The sequence below is a fragment of the Nonomuraea sp. NPDC050790 genome (assembly GCF_044456745.1).
Classification (GTDB): domain Bacteria; phylum Actinomycetota; class Actinomycetes; order Streptosporangiales; family Streptosporangiaceae; genus Nonomuraea.
In genome coordinates this window covers 689,884-707,159 of sequence record NZ_JBITGF010000005.1, presented here as the reverse complement: position 1 = coordinate 707,159, position 17,276 = coordinate 689,884, and the positions used below count along the sequence as shown (strand labels likewise).

12 protein-coding genes are annotated in these 17,276 nt (G+C 71.2%); 6 read left to right on the top strand and 6 right to left on the bottom strand.

Annotated elements, in window-relative coordinates:
* Position 1 precedes the first annotated feature (1 nt).
* Together ACIBEJ_RS28475 and ACIBEJ_RS28470 are read right to left on the bottom strand one after the other, a co-directional pair.
* Positions 2-1,951 carry a hypothetical protein gene (locus tag ACIBEJ_RS28475; RefSeq protein ID WP_397185891.1) on the bottom strand — a complete coding sequence of 650 codons (1,950 nt, stop codon included), beginning with the start codon at positions 1,949-1,951 and terminating at the stop codon, positions 2-4.
* 172 nt (positions 1,952-2,123) lie between these two features.
* Positions 2,124-2,864 (bottom strand): IclR family transcriptional regulator, encoded by a 741-nt coding sequence (locus tag ACIBEJ_RS28470; protein WP_397185890.1) that lies wholly within the window; start codon positions 2,862-2,864, stop codon positions 2,124-2,126.
* 218 nt (positions 2,865-3,082) lie between these two features.
* Between ACIBEJ_RS28470 and ACIBEJ_RS28465 the strand changes: the two genes are divergently transcribed.
* From ACIBEJ_RS28465 to ACIBEJ_RS28450, 4 genes are read left to right on the top strand one after another with little or no spacing between them, the layout of a single operon-like run.
* The gene (locus ACIBEJ_RS28465) at positions 3,083-4,423 is read left to right on the top strand and encodes an aspartate aminotransferase family protein (protein ID WP_397185889.1); all 1,341 of its coding nucleotides are present in this window, start codon (positions 3,083-3,085) and stop codon (positions 4,421-4,423) included.
* Positions 4,423-5,604 carry a mandelate racemase/muconate lactonizing enzyme family protein gene (locus ACIBEJ_RS28460; RefSeq protein ID WP_397185888.1) on the top strand — a complete coding sequence of 394 codons (1,182 nt, stop codon included), beginning with the start codon at positions 4,423-4,425 and terminating at the stop codon, positions 5,602-5,604. Before ACIBEJ_RS28465 ends, ACIBEJ_RS28460 begins: the two co-directional genes overlap by 1 nt.
* Positions 5,594-6,436, top strand: a complete 843-nt coding sequence (locus ACIBEJ_RS28455; RefSeq protein ID WP_397185887.1) for an amidohydrolase family protein — start codon at positions 5,594-5,596, stop codon at positions 6,434-6,436. Before ACIBEJ_RS28460 ends, ACIBEJ_RS28455 begins: the two co-directional genes overlap by 11 nt.
* On the top strand, positions 6,433-7,197 hold the full coding sequence (locus ACIBEJ_RS28450) for an SDR family NAD(P)-dependent oxidoreductase (protein ID WP_397185886.1): 765 nt from the start codon (positions 6,433-6,435) through the stop codon (positions 7,195-7,197). The genes ACIBEJ_RS28455 and ACIBEJ_RS28450 overlap by 4 nt, the downstream gene beginning before the upstream one ends.
* Positions 7,198-7,350: 153 nt before the next feature.
* Here ACIBEJ_RS28450 and ACIBEJ_RS28445 read toward each other — a convergent pair whose 3' ends face one another.
* A complete protein-coding gene (locus ACIBEJ_RS28445; RefSeq protein WP_397185885.1) occupies positions 7,351-11,634 on the bottom strand; it encodes a GH92 family glycosyl hydrolase in 4,284 nt (1,427 codons plus the stop codon).
* Positions 11,635-11,795: 161 nt separating this feature from the next.
* Between ACIBEJ_RS28445 and ACIBEJ_RS28440 the strand changes: the two genes are divergently transcribed.
* Both ACIBEJ_RS28440 and ACIBEJ_RS28435 read left to right on the top strand, forming a co-directional pair.
* On the top strand, positions 11,796-12,407 hold the full coding sequence (locus ACIBEJ_RS28440; protein WP_397185884.1) for a TetR family transcriptional regulator: 612 nt from the start codon (positions 11,796-11,798) through the stop codon (positions 12,405-12,407).
* The gene (locus ACIBEJ_RS28435) at positions 12,404-13,324 is read left to right on the top strand and encodes a hypothetical protein (RefSeq protein ID WP_397185883.1); all 921 of its coding nucleotides are present in this window, start codon (positions 12,404-12,406) and stop codon (positions 13,322-13,324) included. Before ACIBEJ_RS28440 ends, ACIBEJ_RS28435 begins: the two co-directional genes overlap by 4 nt.
* Here the strand turns inward: ACIBEJ_RS28435 and ACIBEJ_RS28430 are convergent.
* The 3 genes from ACIBEJ_RS28430 to ACIBEJ_RS28420 form a co-directional block, all read right to left on the bottom strand.
* Positions 13,308-14,069, bottom strand: a complete 762-nt coding sequence (locus ACIBEJ_RS28430) for a class I SAM-dependent methyltransferase (protein ID WP_397185882.1) — start codon at positions 14,067-14,069, stop codon at positions 13,308-13,310. The two genes, ACIBEJ_RS28435 and ACIBEJ_RS28430, sit on opposite strands and share 17 nt — an antisense overlap.
* Positions 14,069-14,743: a DUF4191 domain-containing protein gene (locus ACIBEJ_RS28425; protein WP_397185881.1), complete on the bottom strand. Its 675-nt coding sequence runs from the start codon at positions 14,741-14,743 to the stop codon at positions 14,069-14,071. Before ACIBEJ_RS28425 ends, ACIBEJ_RS28430 begins: the two co-directional genes overlap by 1 nt.
* A gap of 94 nt (positions 14,744-14,837) precedes the next feature.
* Positions 14,838-17,213: a beta-glucosidase gene (locus ACIBEJ_RS28420; protein ID WP_397185880.1), complete on the bottom strand. Its 2,376-nt coding sequence runs from the start codon at positions 17,211-17,213 to the stop codon at positions 14,838-14,840.
* Between the last annotated feature and the right edge of the window lie 63 nt (positions 17,214-17,276).

The window sequence follows — 17,276 nt, the reverse complement described above, 5'->3', positions numbered from 1 at the left end:
CTCAGAGCGTGATGGTGTGGCTGACCAGCACGCGCGGGCCCGGCGGAGGTAGGCGGCGCTCGACGCCGTCCTCGGCGCAGCCGGTGTGCAGGACCTCCGCGGCTCCGGTCAGGCTGAGTGTGCCGCCGGTGAAGGCGGAGCCGGTGGCCAGGTAGCGGTTCCGGCCGCCGGTCAGCTCCAGGTGGGCCCGCTCGGCGCGGCTGCGCACGCCGGACAGCACCCAGGTGACGGCGCCGGGCCCGTCCGCCCTGGTCAGCGGGGAGTTCTCCAGCTCGACGCCCTCCAGCGTGAGCACCTGGTCGCGCAGCGCGGTGAGCTGGATCGGGGTGCCGCGCACCCGCCCGCCCCTGACCGTGACGCTCGCCGAGCCCAGGTGGACGGGGCCGGCGCCGTCCAGGACGCAGCCGGTGAACGTGAGCGGGCCGGGGCCGCGCAGGGTCGCGCCGTCGACGCCGGTGAAGACGCAGTCCTTGAAGTGCACCGCGTTCGTGACCGGGGTCTGCACGACCACCTGGCCCTTGGGCAGCTCGAACGAGCAGCCCTCGATCACGTTGGGCCGGGTGGAGCGGCTGGAGCGCTGGCCGATCGCGAACGTCCTGGCCGAGCAGCCGCTCATCCGCAGGCCGTCGGCGTTCACCTGGAGCGTTCCCGCCGGGTCGAAGGTGGAGCGCGGGATGACCCTGACGTCCTCCAGCGTCAGGTCCGTGATCTTGGTTCCGGCCACGAACCACGAGCACAGATGCTTCCTGACCGTGATCCGCTTGGCGCTCGTGCCCCACAGGGCGCCGCTGTTGGCCAGGTCCATGAGGCCGGAGTTGCCGGTGAAGACCAGGTCGTGCTCGTACTGGCCGTGGGTGGTGAACGGGTTGCCGCCCTCGTCGTCGCCGTCGCCGTGGCAGTTCTCGACCGTGCAGTACGCGCTGGCGGTGAAGTCGTTGAGGTGGCGGACGTTGGAGGTGGTGCAGTCGGCCACGTGGCCGTAGAGGCAGTAGATCTGCTGGGTGAGGTAGCCGGCGCCGCCGTACATGACGGTGGGCGGGTTCTTGAGGCTGCAGCGCTCGGTACGGAAGAACGTGCACCAGCGGCGCATGATCACCGGCCAGAAGGAGCCCTCGGCGTGGACGTCGGCGACGTCGCAGTGGACGGCGTACTCGAAGGCGAGCGGGTGGGAACCGGTGTACTGGTCGCCGCCCGGGACGCCGGTGAAGCGGAGGCCGCTCACCTGGACGCGTTCGACCGGTATTACGCGCGTCCAGGTGAGCGTCCGGCCGGGAGCCAGCTCCCAGCCGTTCTTGTAGTTCACGCGGACGTGGGTGCTGTCCACGACCTGCGTGACCTGCACCAGGCGCTGGAGCTCGCGCTCGTACGTCCCGGCGAGGGCGTCCACCTCGACCGCCCACCACTGGCCGACCGCGAACCCGGCGGAGTCGCCGACCTCGAAGACGTCGGACAGGTCGGGCATGACCTGGGTGAGCTTGTGGACGTGGGTGGTCTTCGTCCGCTCGCCCTGGAAGAACAGGACGGCGCCGAAGGGGTTGTCGTGGGAGTTCTTCTCGATGCCCTCGGTGGTCATCAGGTGGCCGCCGAAGTCGAGCACGAGGTCCGAGCGGCGGAGGGTGTGGCGTTTGGTGAAGTTCAGGTCGGTGTGGGCTTCGATGCGGGTGACGCTGGGGTCGTTGACCATGGCGTCGAGGGCGGCGTCTGCGGGGGTTTTGGCGTCGAAGATGCCAAATTTCCGGAAATCTAGGCATCCGTCGTGGATCTGCAGCCAGCGGCCCCTGCGGGCGCGGCCCAGTACGGTGCCGCCGTTCACCTCGGCGGTCGAGCGCGCGTCCCAGCGGACGAGCATGCCGCCGCCGTCGCCCGCGGCGCGGTGGCCGGCGACACGGAGCACCGTGCCGTCGGCGAGTTTGGAAGCGTCGAGCGTGAGAAGGCGCGCGACGCTGGCCACCTGTTTCATGGTTCTGGCCTCAAAGGGGGTGGAAGGCCGGGCGACACGCAATGAGGCGTGCAGGCGGCGGTGCTGCTGGCCGTACATCCCGGCGCCGGGGCTGCGGCGGCGGGAGCCAGTGATGCGCCCGAAACGATTAGCCGTGGACGCTAGACAGCGTCCGTGGGTTCTGTCAAGCGCCGAGCTCCCGTGAGATCTGCTCGGCGGTGGCCCTGACCTGGCGGCCGAGCTCCTGATAACGCCAGGCGGGCAGGTCGCGCTTGAGCGAGGTGATGCTGATCGCGCCGACGCAGGCGCCGGTGTGGTCGCGCAGCGCGCTGCCGATGCAGAAGATCCCGTCGGCGTCCTCCTCGTCGTCGACCGCGTAGCCGAGCTCCCTGACCGTCTTGAGGTGCGCGAGCAGCACCGGCAGCTCGGTGATCGTGTGATTCGTCCGGTACGGCAGGCCGACCCGCCTTACCAGCGCCGCCACCTGCTCGTCGTCCATCTCGGCCAGCAGCGCCTTGCCCAGCCCGGTGCAGTGGGGCAGCTCGCGGGTGCCCATGCGCAGGTCGACCTGGATGCGCTCGCCGTTGCTGACCTGGTCGACGACGACCGCCTGGCCCTCGTCGGGCACCGCGAGGCGGGAGTTCATCCCGGTCTGCCGGGTCAGCTCGACCAGCGCGGGCCTGGCCACGTCCCGCAGGCTGAGCTGGTCCTGGGCGCGCGAGCCGAGCCTGGCCAGCGCCATGCCGAGCCGGTAACGCCGGTTCATGCCCTCGCCGTCGTCGGCCACCAGGCCGTACTGGCGCAGCGTGTAGAGGGTCGCGAAGGCGGCGCTCTTGCTCAGCCCGCAGGCGGCGGCCAGATCGGTCACGCTCACGCCGCCGTCGCTCTTGCCCAGAGCCTCCAGAACCTCGGCGGCACGGGCCACGCTCCGCACCCAATATCGCGAATCCTCAGCAGGAGTGTTCGTCACGGCCGAACAGCTTAGCGGATTTTGTCATTGACACCCAGGGCTTGGCCTGTTTATCGTCCTTCCAAGCTGTTCGGTTATGCCAAACAGTGTTCGGCAAATGCACATCAGCGGTGGATCGTCAGTGCTCGCCGCGGCCGGGCTGGGCCGCGACGCGCGCGCTTCGAGGAGAGATCTTGAATCAGCGTGTCCTTTCCGAGCGCGCCCGCCGGGTCATCCCCGGCGGCGTCAACAGCGGGCAGCGCAACGTCCCCGGACTCGGCGACCTCGTCATCGCCAAGGCCAGTGGCGCCCGCTTCCGCGACCGGGACGGCCGGGAGTACGTCGACTACCACGCGGCCTTCGGCCCGCCCCTGCTCGGCCACAACGACCCCGACGTCTCGGCGGCGGTCGCCGAGGCCGGCCGTACCGTGGACCTGTGCGGGGTCGGCGTCACCGAGGACGAGGTCGAGCTCGCCGAGGCGCTCACCGAGCTCGTCCCGAGCGTCGAGCAAGTACTGCTGACCAGCACCGGCAGCGAGGCCACCTTCCACGCGCTGCGCGTGGCCAGAGCGGCCACCGGCCGGCGGCTCGTGGTCAAGTTCCAGGGCTGTTACCACGGCTGGCACGACGCGGTCAGCCTCAACGTGATCTCCGCCCCCGACCGCGTGGGCGGCAAGGACCCCATCTCCACCGGCATCCTGCCCGAGGTCCTCGACGCGACGCTCGTGCTGCCCTTCAACTCCCCCGAGGCGGTACGGCGGGCTTTCGCCGAGCACGGCCCCGACATCGCCGCGGTCATCGTCGAGCCGGTGCCGCACAACGTCGGCTGCCTGCTGCCCGAGCAGGAGTTCCTGAGCACGCTGCGCGAGGAGTGCACCCGCGCGGGCAGCGTGCTGGTCTTCGACGAGGTGATCACCGGCTTCCGCCACCACCTCGGCGGCTGGCAGGCGATCAGCGGGATCACGCCCGACCTGACCACCATGGGCAAGGCCATCGCCAACGGCTACCCGGTGGGCGCGCTCGGCGGCCGCGCCGACCTCATGGACCTGTTCAGCTCCCGGCCGGGCGGGCCCGCCTTCTTCGCCGGCACCTACAACGGGCACCCGGCCGTAGTCGCCGCCGCGCTGGCGACCCTGCGCAAGCTGCGCACCGAGCCGGTGCACGAGCACGTCTTCCGGCTCGGCGAGCGCATCCGCACCGGCCTGTCGGAGGTCTTCTCCGCGCTGGGCGTCGACGCCCTGGTGACCGGATACGGCTCGGTCTTCGTCGCGTACTTCATGGACGGACCCGCCCGCACCTACGACGACCTGCTGCGCAATGATGCCAGCATGTTCATCGGCTACCGGCGCAGGCTGCTCGAGCACGGCATCTTCGAGCTGCCGCTGAACCTCAAGCGCAGCCACGTCTCCTACGCCCACACCGACGCCGACGTCGACCACCTGCTGGAGGCCGCGGCCCTGGCCGCCAGTGCGCAGCTCGCCGCCGGCGCCGCCCTCGACCTCAGCGGCGCCAGCACGATGGGCGGGGCCCGCTGATGCTCACCGTCGACAAGAACCGTCCCACCGGGCCGGCCGGGCGCATCAGCCGCGTGGAGACCCTCTCCCTCGGCACGGCGTGGCGCGACTTCTCCTACGTCCGCGTCCACACCGACGAGGGGCTGACCGGCGTCGGCGAGATCACCCACCCCTACCGGGGCCGCGAGACCTGCTCGCTGGCCGAGTCGATGGCCGAACGCCACCTGATCGGCGCCGATCCCTTCGACGTGGAGGAGATCTGGCTGCGCATGTACCAGGGCGACTTCCTGCGCGGCGGCGACGTGGGCGGGATCGTGGTCTCCGGCGTCGACCAGGCTCTCTACGACATCATGGGCAAGGCGCTCGGCGTGCCCGCCTACCGGCTGACCGGCGGCGCCTGCCGCGAGCGCGTCCGGGTCTACGCCAACGGCTGGTACACCGGCGAGCGCGACCCCGAGACCTTCGCCGCCAAGGCGCGCGAGGTCGCCGCCCGCGGCTACACCGCGCTCAAGTTCGACCCGTTCGGGGCCGGGCTGGGCACCCTGTCCAGGCAGGAGCTGCGGCTGTCGGTGGAGATCGTGGCGGCCGTGCGCGCGGCCGTACCGGACGCGGACCTGTTCGTGGAGGGGCACGCGCGCTTCGCCATGCCCACCGCGCAGCAATTGGTGCGGGAGCTGGAGCCGTTCGACCTCGGCTGGTTCGAGGAGCCCCTGCCCTGGACCCACATCGAGCGGTACGCCGAGCTGCGGCAGCGGGCCACGATGCCGATCTCGGGCGGGGAGCACTTCCACAACCGCTACGAGTACGCCCGGCTGTTCGCCACCGGCGCGGTGGACGTCATCCAGCCGGACCTGTCGATGGCCGGCGGGTTCACCGAGGTCAGGAAGCTGGCGGCGCAGGCCGACGTGCACGCGATGCTGGTCGCGCCGCACAACTCCAACTCGCCGGTCTGCACCACGGCCAGCGTGCACGCGGTGCTCGGGATGCCGAACTTCCTGATCCTGGAGACGTTCGACGGCATGGTGGACCCGCACGTCTTCGACGCGGTGCGCGGCGCCCTGCCCGTCGAGTCCGGATATATCGGCATTCCTGAGGGGCCGGGGCTCGGGATCGAGCTGGTCGACGAGGTCTTCGCCGAGCACCCGCCGTCCCACCGCTTCTGGAACATGTTCGCCGAGGGCTGGGAAAAGCGTGATCGTTGACGTCCACTCGCACCTGTTCTCCTGCCCCGGTGACCTGGGCGACCCCTTCGCCGCCGAGTCCGCCAGGGCGCACGGGGGAGCGGTCGACCTGACCGTGCGCTGGGCCGACTACACCGCCGCCGCGCCCGAGGACACGACGACCATCGTCGTCGGCGGCAAGGCGCGCCGCTCCGGCCTGTGGGTGGACGACGCCGAGGTGGCCGCCTACGCCGCGGCCCACCCCGGCCGCCTCATCGGCTACCTCGCGCTCGACCCCACCCAGCCCGGCTGGCGCGAGGAGCTCGTCCACGGCCACCAGGACCTGGGGCTGCGCGGGATCAAGCTCATGCCGATGTACGCCGGGTTCGACCCCGCCGATCCCGAGCTTGACGACCTCTACGCGTACGCGGAGACCCACGGACTTCCGCTGCTCGTGCACACCGGCACCACGTTCGTCTCGGCCGCACCGCTGAGGTACGCGCTGCCCGTCCACCTGGACGAGGTCGCGATCCGCCATCCGGAGCTGCGGATGGTCCTGGCCCACCTCGGCCACCCGTACGAGGGGGAGTGCATCGCGGTCATCCGCAAGCACCGCCACGTCTACGCCGACGTCTCCGCCCTGCACTACCGGCCCTTCCAGCTCTGGCACAGCCTGCGGCTGGTCCAGGACTACGGCGTGTGGGACAAGCTGCTGTTCGGCAGCGACTACCCCTTCACCACCGTGAACGCCTCCGTTGACGGCCTGCGCGCGGTGGGCGCGGTGCCCGGCATCCCCGGCCTGCCGCCGCTGGACCGCGAGGAGATCGAGAGGCTCATCCACCGCCCGTCGCTCGACCTGCTGGGCCTGTCGTGACGGCCGGGCTGGCCGTGGTCACCGGCGCCGCCCGCGGGCTGGGCCGGGCGATCGCCGCCGAGCTGAGCGATGCGGGCCACCGCGTGGTGGCCGTCGACCTGCCGGGCACCGAGCCCGCGACCGAGCACTTCCACGCCTTCGACCTGGCCGAGACCGAGGCGATCCCGGGCCTCGTGGACCGGATCAGACGCGCGCACGGCCCGATCGGGGTGCTGGTCAACAACGCGGGCATCGCCGCCCTGCGCCACTTCAACGAGATCACCGTGGGGGAGTGGCGCCGGGTCATGCGGGTCAACAGCGAGGCGCCCTTCTTCCTGGCGCAGCGCGTGGCCGAGCACATGATCGCCGACGGCGTGCGCGGCCGGATCGTCAACGTCTCCTCCAAGAACGGCCTGACCGCCGAGGCCGGGCTGGCCCACTACAACGCCTCCAAGGGCGCCCTGGAGCTGATCACCAAGTCGCTCGCGGCCGAGCTGGGCCCGCACGGCATCACGGTCAACGCGGTGGCCCCCGGCATGATCGCCACCCCGATCGACGAGGACTTCCCCCTCGACCGCGCCGCCTTCGAGCGCGCCTGGGAGGAACGCATCCCCCTGCACGGCGGGTACGGCACGCCGCAGGACGTGGCAGGGGCGGTCCGCTACCTGGTCTCCGAGCAGGCCCGATACGTCACCGGGGCCACGCTCGTGGTGGACGGCGGCGTGCTGGCCGACCAGATGCCCCGGCTGCGCTTCATGCCGCCTTACCGCAACTCCCTGTGAGGTGGTGCGGGCGGGGACGTCCCGCCCGCACCGGGCTTCAACCGCCGATGCCGGACCGCGCCGTCCGCCTTGAAGCCGTCCGCCGTGAAGCCTTCTGCCGTGGAGCCTTCTGGCCTGAAGCCTTCTGGCCTGAAGCCTTCTGGCCTGAAGGCGTCAGGGCGTCCTGCACTGGCCCGTGACCGGCCCGCCCACGGTGCTGGGCAGGCCGTTGGTGGTCGGCGGTGGCCGGTTGCCCGTGCAGGTCAGCGGGCCGCGTACCGCCGAGGCGGCGATCAGCGGCCCCGCGTTGCCGGTCAGCGTGGCGGGCCCGCCGACGCTCACCCCCTCCAGGGACAGCGCCGCGACCCCGGTGGCGGTGAGCGGGCCGCCGATCGACGTGCCGAGCAGCGCCACGGTCTCGGCGTGCGCCGCGGTGAGCGGGCCGCCGATCGTGGCCGAGTCCAGCGCGTACAGACTCGCGCCCTTGCGGACCACCACCGGCCCCGTCACCTTCGCCCCCGCGGCCAGGCACGTGACCCCGGAGCTCACGGTGAGCGGGCCGGACCTGGTGCCGGTGACGGTCTGGGTGCAGGCGGGATCAGGCCGGGCCAGGAGTTCCAGCTCGGCCAGGGTTCCCGTGGTGGTCAGGCGGTAGTGGGCGTATCGGCCCGGGTTGGCGATCTTGAACGGGCGGGTCTGGCGGGACCAGGTGAACGCCTCGTTCTCGCGCCGGTCGGCGACCGTCCAGGTGGCGCCGTCCAGGGAGCCCTCCAGCGTCCAGGACGACGGCCCGGTCTGCGCCGAGGTGAGCGTGTAGAAGGTGACCTTCTCCCGCGTCCCGGCACGCAGCGTGACCGGCTCCGGCACCTGCGCGGTCGTGGCCGAGGTGTCGTCGGACAGCGCGGCGGGCCCGCCGCTGACGGGGATGTCGCGCAGCGGCCGCGGCTTCTCGCCGTCCGGGGTGATCGACTTCAGCGGCTCTCCCCACGTGGAAGGCTCCGGTCCCATCGCGAAGTCCAGTACGGCGCCGCGGGCCAGCACGTCGTGCGGCAGCGAGGTCGAGGTCCACGCCCTGCCGTTGACCTTGAGCCCCTGGACGTAGACGTTCTTCGCGCTGTTGGCCGGTGCGTTGATCACCAGGTCCTCGCCCGAGGGCAGGTGGACCGTGGCCTTGGTGAACAGCGGCGAGCCGACCGTGTAGTGCGGGCTGCCGATCTGGAGCGGGTAGAAGCCGAGCGCGCTGAACAGGTACCACGCCGACATCTCGCCGTTGTCCTCGTCACCGGCGTAGCCCTGGCCGATCTCGCTGCCGAGGTACAGGCGGGACAGGGCCTCGCGGACCTTCGCCTGCGTCTTCCACGGCTGCCCGGCGTAGTTGTACATGTAGGGGATGTGGTGGCTGGGCTGGTTGCTGTGGCCGTACTGGCCCATGCGCACGTCCCTGGCCTCGCGCATCTCGTGGATGACGCCGTTGTAGGAGCCGGGGAAGGTGGCGGTCTCCGGGGTGGCGAAGAAGTCGTCGAGCTTCTTGGCCAGGGCCGGGCGGCCGCCGTACAGGCCGGCGAGCCCGACGCCGTCCTGCGGGGCGTGGAAGGCCATGTTCCAGCCGTTGGTCTCGGTGTAGTCGAAGCCCCAGACGCGGGGGTCGTAGGTGTCCTTGGTGTGGCGCCACTTGCCGGTGGAGTCGCGGCCCTGGAAGAAGCCGGTGGCGGGGTCCCACATGTTCAGGTAGTTGAGCGCCCTGTTGCCGAAGTACTCCGCTTCTTCCAGATATTTCGTCTTTTCAGGGCCGGTGGTGGACTTGGCCAGTTCCTTCGCCATCTCGGCGATGCCGAAGTCGTTGATGTAGCCGTCCACCGCCCACGACAGGCCCTCGCCGACCTCGTTCAGTGCCGTGTAGCCACGGAAGACCGAGGTCGCCATGCCCTTACGGCCCACCGCGGCGTTCGGCGGCACCGTGGTCGCGTTGCGCAGCGCCGCCGCGTAGGCCGCCTTGACGTCGAACCCGCGCACGCCCTTGGTGTAGGCGTCGGCGAAGGCCACGTCGGAGCTGGTGCCCACCATCAGGTCGGCGTAGCCGGGCGAGGACCAGCGCGCGATCCAGCCGCCGTCGCGGTACTGCTGGACGAAGCCGTCCACCAGTTCGCCCGCCTGCGGGGACAGCAGCGCGTACGCGGGCCAGGTGGTGCGGTAGGTGTCCCAGAACCCGTTGTTGACGTAGATCTTGCCGTCCACGACCTTCGCCCCGGTCTGCGTGGGCGTGTTCTGCCCGGCCGGGGGCGAGACCGGGCTGGCGTACCGGGGTCCCTGCGGCGTGTTCTCGAAGCCCGAGTTCGGATAAAGGAAGAGCCGGTACAGGTTGGAGTACAGCGTCGTGAGCTGGTCCTGCGAGGCGCCCTCCACCTCGATCACGCGCAGCTTCTCCTCCCACGCCCGCTTGGCCCGCGCCTTCACCGGCTCGAACCCGTCGGCGACCTCGGCCAGGTTCAGCCGCGCCTGCTCGACGCCGATGAACGAGGTGGCGATGCGCATGGTCACCTGCTTGGCGCCGAAGGCGGTGTAGCCGGTGACGTTGTCGCGCCCCGCGCCGGTCAGCTTGCCTCCGGCGGTGACGGGCTGGTCGAACGTGGCGTACACGAACATCCGCGTCGCCCCCGCCGACAGACCGCTGCGCGCGTCCGTGAAGCCGGTGACCACGCCGTCGGCGCCGACGGTGAGCCCGCCGTCGTTGTTGTAGTTGTCGAAGATGAGGCTGCCGCCGTCGCCGGGGAAGGTGAAGCGGAAGACCGCCGCGTGGTCGGCGGGCGCGATCTCCGTGCGGATCCCGTTCAGGAGATCCACCCCGTAGTAGTACGGCCGCGCCGTCTCCTTCTCGTGCGAGAACGGCGTCGCCCTGGCCACCCGGTCCGCGTTCGGCCTGGGCAGCAGCGACGGCATCACCTGGAACGACTGCCGGTCGCCCATCCACGGGCTCGGCTGGTGCGAGGCGGCGAACGCCTGGATGGTCGGCACGTTGTCGGCGTTGCCGTTGCGGTGGTACTCATACAGCCACGAGTTCGACCCCGCCCCCGTCATCGGCGTCCAGAAGTTGAACCCGTGCGGCACCGCCGTCGCCGGGAAGTTGTTGCCTCGCGAGAAGCCGCCGGTCGAGTGGGTGCCGCGCGTGGTCAGCGCGTAGTCGGCCACGCTGTCCGGCCTGTTGCCGTCGGCCGGGGCGATCGTCACGTCGTCCAGCCAGCCGCGGAACGACAGCGGCCCCACCGGCGCGTCGAAGCCCACGAGGATGCGCTTGATCCGCTTGCCCTTGGCCACGTCCCCGACGCGGACCTTCTTGTGGTTCCACTGGTCGGCGTACAGGGTCTTGGAGGCCCCCTGGGCCCGCGGGCCGAATCCGGCGCCGTGATGGTCGGCCGCCTTGAGGTCGCTGAGATAGGTCCCGTCGTCGAAGGCCAGGTCCACGGCCCCGTAGGTGCTCGGATAGGCCATCGACGCCCCCGTGAACTCGGGGAAGATCTTGTAGGACAGCTCGGTGTCGGCGGCCACCCCGACGTCGGTCTCGAACACCTTGTTCGTGGCCCGGCCGCCCTGCTCGCGCGTGGTGCTGCCCGAGTAGCGGAAGGCCGCCACGCCCGTGTACCCGACGCGCAGCTTCGCCGCGAACCCGCTGCCCGGCCCCGGCCCGACCACGCTGCGCATCGGCGAGGGCGGCTTCGGCGTCGTGTCCCCGTCGGACAATTGCAGCTCGGCGAGTTGCACGATCCCGCCGGACCCGTTGCGGGTCACGTTCAACCGATAGTGCTCGTACGGCGCGGCGTTCGCCACGTCGAACTCCCGCGTCGTCAGCCGGTCGGCGAACACCTCGCCCGTCCGGGTGTCGACGGCCGTCCAGGTCCGCCCGTCGTGGGAGCCCTCCAGCGCCCAGTCGCGCGGATCCCGCTCGGCCGCGTCGTTGGCGCTGGCCAGCGCGTACCGGACGACCTTGATCGGCCTGGCCAGCCTGACCGAGACCCAGCCGGTGGAGGTGAACACGAGCCACTTGGTGTTGACGTCCCCGTCGAGCAGGTTCTCCTTGACCTCGCCCGCCTGGGCGTACTCGCCGCTGGCCGCCACCTCGACGATCTCATCGGTGATGTTGCCCGGAATCCCGCCTGTGGTGCTTCCCGTCACGCCCTCGTTCGGCCTGCCCTCCTCGGGCGTGTTGACCCAGTCGGGCTGGGGTTGTCCCGTCTCAAAGGAGGAGTGGAACAGCGCTCCCGGCGGCGCCGCGCCGGTTCGGCTCCGGGCCGCGGGCTGTCGTGCCGCCGGCTGCTCCTCGATCGGAACCGGATGGGTGGGGGCCGCGGACGGGGCGTCCGACGGCAGCGGTGACGGCGGTGGATCGGCCGCCGCCACCCCGGATAAACCCGCGAACACCGTCACGGCGACGGCCGCGACGACCGCCAGCTTGGTCCTACGCATTTGGAGCCCTCCTGACAACGTTGTCACCAGAAGAAACCGAAAAGACAACGTTGTCAATGCCTCTCCATCCCACTCCCGCCACCACGCCGGGCCCTAAAGGCGGGGTTGAAAAGAAGCGTACCGGGTTTACTTTTGAACCCGGTAAGCATTATCGTCAAGCCATGGTAGGGGTGAGCAAGGAAAAGAAGGCGCAGCGGCGTAAGCACATCGGCGACACCGCCCTGCGCCTGTTCGCCGAGCGGGGCTTCGAGTCCGTCACGGTCAACGAGGTCGCCGAGGCCGCGGGCGTGGCCAAGGTGACGTTGTTCAACTACTTCCCCAGCAAGGAGGCCCTGGTCCTCGACGGCGTGGAGGAGGACGTCGCCGGCGTCGTCAACTGCCGAGGCCGGGGCCAGACCCCCCTGCGTGCCCTGCGCGAGCACTACCTGCGCTTCGCCGAGCACCTGGAGGCGGAGGTGGACATCCCCGAGCTCATGACCAGGATGAAGGTGATCATCGCCAGCCCCACGCTGACCGCCGCCATGCAGGAGATCCAGTACGGCCAGCGCGCCGCCCTGGCCATGGCGCTCAGCGGCCGGGACACCTGGCACCTGCCCGCCGACGACCTCACCGCCGACCTGATGGCGGCCCAGATCACCGCGACGATCCTGCTGCTGCAGGAGGCGTTCTTCGACCGCCTGGCCGGCGGCATGAGCCTGCGCGAGGCGGGGGAGTCGCTGCGGCCCGACGTGGATCGGGCCTTCGACCTACTGGAAAGAGGACATGGGACATGAAGAAGGGCATCAACTACGACACCGGCTTCCTGCCGGCGCCCGGCACCCGGGCGGTGTTCGACCGGGAGACCGTCAGGCACGACATGCGGGCCATCGCCGGTGACCTGCACTGCGCCGCCGTACGCGTGTCGGGCGGGGACCCCGTTCGGCTCACCGTCGCGGCGGAGGAGGCCGCGGCGGCCGGGCTGGAGGTGTACTTCGCCCCGTTCCCCGTGGACCTGTCCACCTCCGAGATGCTCGACCTGTACGCCGAGTGCGCCCGCCGCGCCCAGGCGCTCGACGGCCGGACGATCCTGGTGACGGGCTGCGAGACCAGCGCCTTCGGCCAGGGATTCATGCCGGGCGCCACCTACTCCGAACGGCTGGAGGTGATGGCCGACGCCGACACCGCCTGGTGGGAGAACCTCGGCCCGATCATCCGGCGCCTCGACGCTTTCCTGGCCGAAGCCGTCCAGACAGTGCGCAAGCACTTCGACGGCCCGGTCACCTATGCCAGCGCCCCGTGGGAGCCGGTCGACTGGACGCCGTTCGACCTGGTGGGCGTGGACGCCTACCGCGCGGCGTACAACAGGGAGACCTTCCCCGAGGAGATCCGCGCCCACGCCCGCCACGGCAAGCCGGTCGTGGTGACCGAGTTCGGCACCTGCGCCTACCAGGGCGCCGGTCTGCTCGGCGGGATGGCCTGGCAGCCGCCCGCGGACGCCGTACCCGATGAGCAGGAGCAGGTCCGCTACCTGGAGGACCTCATGGACGTGTTCGAGCGCGAGGGCGTGGACACCGCGCTGTGGTTCACCTTCGCCGGATACTCGCGCCAGGGCGAGGACGACCTCGGCTCCTACGGCGTGGTCAGGATGCTCGACGACACCCGCTGGGAGCCCAAGGCCGCCTTCCACGCCATGGCTAGGCGCTACAGCTGAAGATCGCGGTGCCGGGCAGGTTGCGCCCGCGCAGCGGGCTCCACCCGCCCCACACCCGCTCGTGCCCGGCCGGCCACTCGGGCTCGACCAGGCCGTCGATCCGCAGCCCCGCCGCGGCCATGAGCCCGATCCAGTCGCCCAGCGTGCGATGGTGCTCGACGTAGGTGACCTCGCCGCGCTCCCCGGTCTCGGTGTACGGCGTGCGGTCGAAGTAGGACCGGTCGGAGGTCAGCCCCCGCGGCCCCGGATCGTCGGGGAAGGCCCACCGGATCGGATGGCTCACCGAGAAGACGAATCGCCCGCCGGGCCGCAGCACCCGGCGCACCTCACGGAGGACGGCCAGCGGATCGGCCACGAACGGCAGGGCCCCGAACGCCGAGCAGGCCAGGTCGAAGCGGGCGTCGAGGAACGGCAGCGCCTCGGCGTCCGCCTGGACGGCCGGGACCGCCACCCCGGTCTCCAGGTCGAGACGCTGGGCATGGCGTAGCTGCCGGTGGGAGATGTCGAAGGCGGCCACCCGGGCGCCCTGCCCGGCCAGCCACCGCGCGCACTGCGCGGCGCCGCACCCGATCTCCAGGATCTCGCGCCCGCGCACCTCGCCCAGCAGCCGGGCGTCGGCCTCGTCGAGGCCCTCCGGGCACCACACGAACCGGGCGTCACCGAGGAACAGGCCGTGCTCCACCTGGTAGTCGTCGGCGTTGCCGTCCCACCACCAGCGGTTGGCCCGCGACGACCGCGACAGCACTAGCGCATCTTGGGGCCGCGCGGGACCCGCGCGCCCTTGGGCATCGGGCCCTTGGGCAGCGGCATGTTCTTGGGCAGCGAGCGCAGCCGGTCCTTGACCTCGTTGACCGCGGGCTTCTTCAGGTTGCGCGGCAGCTTCATGATGTGGCGCTGCAGCTTGGCCAGCGGGATCTGGCCCTCGCCGTCACCGCACTGGATGTCGTAGATCTCGATGCCGAGCGCCACCCGGGAGATGCGCTTCTTCTCGGCGGTGAGCATCCTGGCCACCCGGTTGCCGGGGCCCTCGGAGACGAGCACCACGCCGGGGAAGCCGACGACCATGTGGATCAGGTCCTGGTCGCGGTTGACCGCGATGGCGGGGGTGACCTGCCAGTTGCCGCGCATGCCCTGGAGGACCGCGGCGGCGGCGCCGGTCTGCCCGTGCAGGATCGAGTACTGCGCCCGCTGGGCGAGCTGGCCGAAGACCACCAGGCCGACGGTGAAGGCCAGCATGATGCCGAGGATGATCGAATAGATGAGCTGGTCGATGACGATGCCGATGACGACGGCCACGGCCAGCGTGGCGACCGCCGAGAGGAAGACGATCGGCAGCCCCTTGGGGTTGGCCTGCTTGATGATCTGCGCGATCATGCGGAGCTGCTTGATACGCCCCGGCTTCTCTTCTGCGGTTGCCATGCTTTGAAGGATACAAACCCCAGCCCCCCGAAATGAAAACGTGACCACGCGAAAGGGGGCGCGCCCGCACCGGGCACGCCCCCTCGAAGCCGGCTCAGAGGCCGATGTCCGCCCTCAGCCGGAGGTCGGCCAGACCGGCGCCCACCTCGACGGCGTAGGCGCCGGGCACGGTGGCCCAGCCGTCCTCGCCCCACTCCTGGAACGTGCGCGCGGGCAGGAACACCGTGCTCACGACCGTCTCGCCGGGCTCCGCCTCGACCACCGTGAACCCGGCCAGCCGGCGGGCCGGCCGCTCGCCCGGCTCGGCCGGAGCCACGTACACCTGCACGACCTCGCGCCCGCGCCGCTCACCGGTGTTCGTGACGGAGACCGTGACCGATTCGGCATTGGCGTCCACGGCGTTGTAGGACCACGACGTGTACCCGAGGCCGTGCCCGAACCAGAACGCCGGCGTGCGGCCCGCCTTCTCCCAGCCCCGGTAGCCGATGAAGAGCCCCTCGTCGTACGGCACCGCCCCGTCCTTGGGCGTGACGTCCACCACCGGGCTGTCGGCCAGCGAGACCGGCCAGGTCGTCGGCAGCCGCCCGCCCGGCTCGGCGTCGCCGAACAGCACGTCGGCCAGCGCCGTCCCGGCCTCCTGCCCGGGGAACCAGGTCAGCAGGATCGCGGCCACGTCATCCGCCCACGGCATCTCGACGGGCGAGCCCGCGTTGACCACGACCACCGTGCGCGGGTTGGCCGCGGCCACGGCGGCGATCAGCTCGTCCTGGCGGCCGGGCAGCTTGAGGTCCTTGCGGTCGAAGCCCTCGCTCTCCACCTCCAGCGTGGTCGAGGCGACGACCACCGCGACGTCGCTGGCGGCGGCCAGCCGTGCCGCCTCGGCCAGGAGCTCGTCCTCGCCGGCCGCCGGGTCGGCGTGCCCGATCGTGAACAGGATCAGCGTCATCCCGTTGAAGCTGGCCACCTCGTGCTGGCGCAGCGACAGCTCCACCGTCTGCCCGGCCTCCAGCGTGTGCGTGAACCGCCGCTCGGGCGCGTGCAGCAGCCCGGCCGCCGGGTCGTCGCCCTCGAAGACGATGGCGTCGTCGAAGACGGTCGTGCCGTCGACCGTGAAGGTGTAGCGGCCGACGCCGGCCACCGAGAACTGGTGCTCACCGGCGACGTCGGCCGTGTACGTGGTGCGCAGCTCGACCGCGGCCAGCCGGTCGAAATCCACGCCCGCGGGCGGCTGGCCCACCCAGCGCGCCTCGGCGATCGGCACCGCCTCCTCGGCCATGACCTGGCCCTCGCCGTCCAGGAAGATCGCGGTGGCGTGCGCGTTGAGCGGGGAGAAGCGCAGCCGGGGGTCGGTGCCGAGCGCGTAGCGCACCTCGACGCCCGCGCGCTCGCGCAGCCCCTCCAGCGGCGAGACGATCCGGTCGGGGAAGACCTGGGCGCTGCCGCCGCCCATGATCCGCGCCTCGCCGGCCGCCGACCCGATGAGCGCGAGCGTGCGCACGCCCGCGAACGGCAGCACCCCGCCCTCGTTCCTGAGCAGCGTGAACGAGCGCGCCGCCACCTCGCGGGCGAGCGCCACGCCGTCGATCTCCTCCATCTCCACGGCGGTACGGCCCGCGCCCCCGCCGAGCGCGCCGGTGCGCCTGGCCAGCCGCAGGATGCGGCGGACCCGGTCGTCCACGACCGACTCCGGCACCCGCCCCTCGCGGACCGCGGCCTCCAGCTTCTCGCCCCATGGACCGTTCGGACCGGGCATGGCCACGTCGGTGCCGCCGTGCGCGGCCGCCTCGGTGGAGCGCACCGCCGTCCAGTCGGACACCACGTAGCCGTCGAAGCCCCACTCGTCCTTGAGCACCCCGTTGACCAGGTCGGAGTGCTCGGTCATGGTCGTGCCGTTGACCGAGTTGTAGGCGCTCATGAGACCCCACGCGCCCGCCCGCACGACCCGCTCGAACGGCGCCAGGTACATCTCCCGCAGCACCTTGTCGCTCACCTTGACGTTGACGGTGAAGCGGTCGGTCTCGAAGTCGTTGGCCACGAAGTGCTTGGGCGTGGTGGCGACCCCGCCGTCCTGGACGCCCTCGACGTAGGCCGCGCAGATCTCCCCGGTGAGGAACGGGTCCTCGGAGAAGCACTCGAAGTGGCGTCCGCCGAGCGGCGTGCGGTGCAGGTTGATGGTTGGGGCGAGCAGCACGTGGACGCCCTTGCGCCTGGCCTCCTGGGCAAGCAGCCGGCCGACCCGCCTGACCAGGCCGGCGTCCCACGTGGCGGCCAGCGCGGTCGGGCTCGGCAGGGCGATCGACGGGTCCACGGCGCTCCACTGCTCGCCGCGCACGCCGATCGGGCCGTCGCTCATCACGAGCCGGTCGAGCCCGATCTCGGGGATCGCGGGCAGCGACCACATGTCGGCGCCGGTGAGCAGGCGGATCTTGGTGCTGAGGTCCAGCTTGTTGATGAGTTCGTCGAAGTCCACGCGGCCAGTGTTCACCAGAAAACCGAGCGATAGCTAGGTTTGTGACCTTAGCGTTACCTTGAG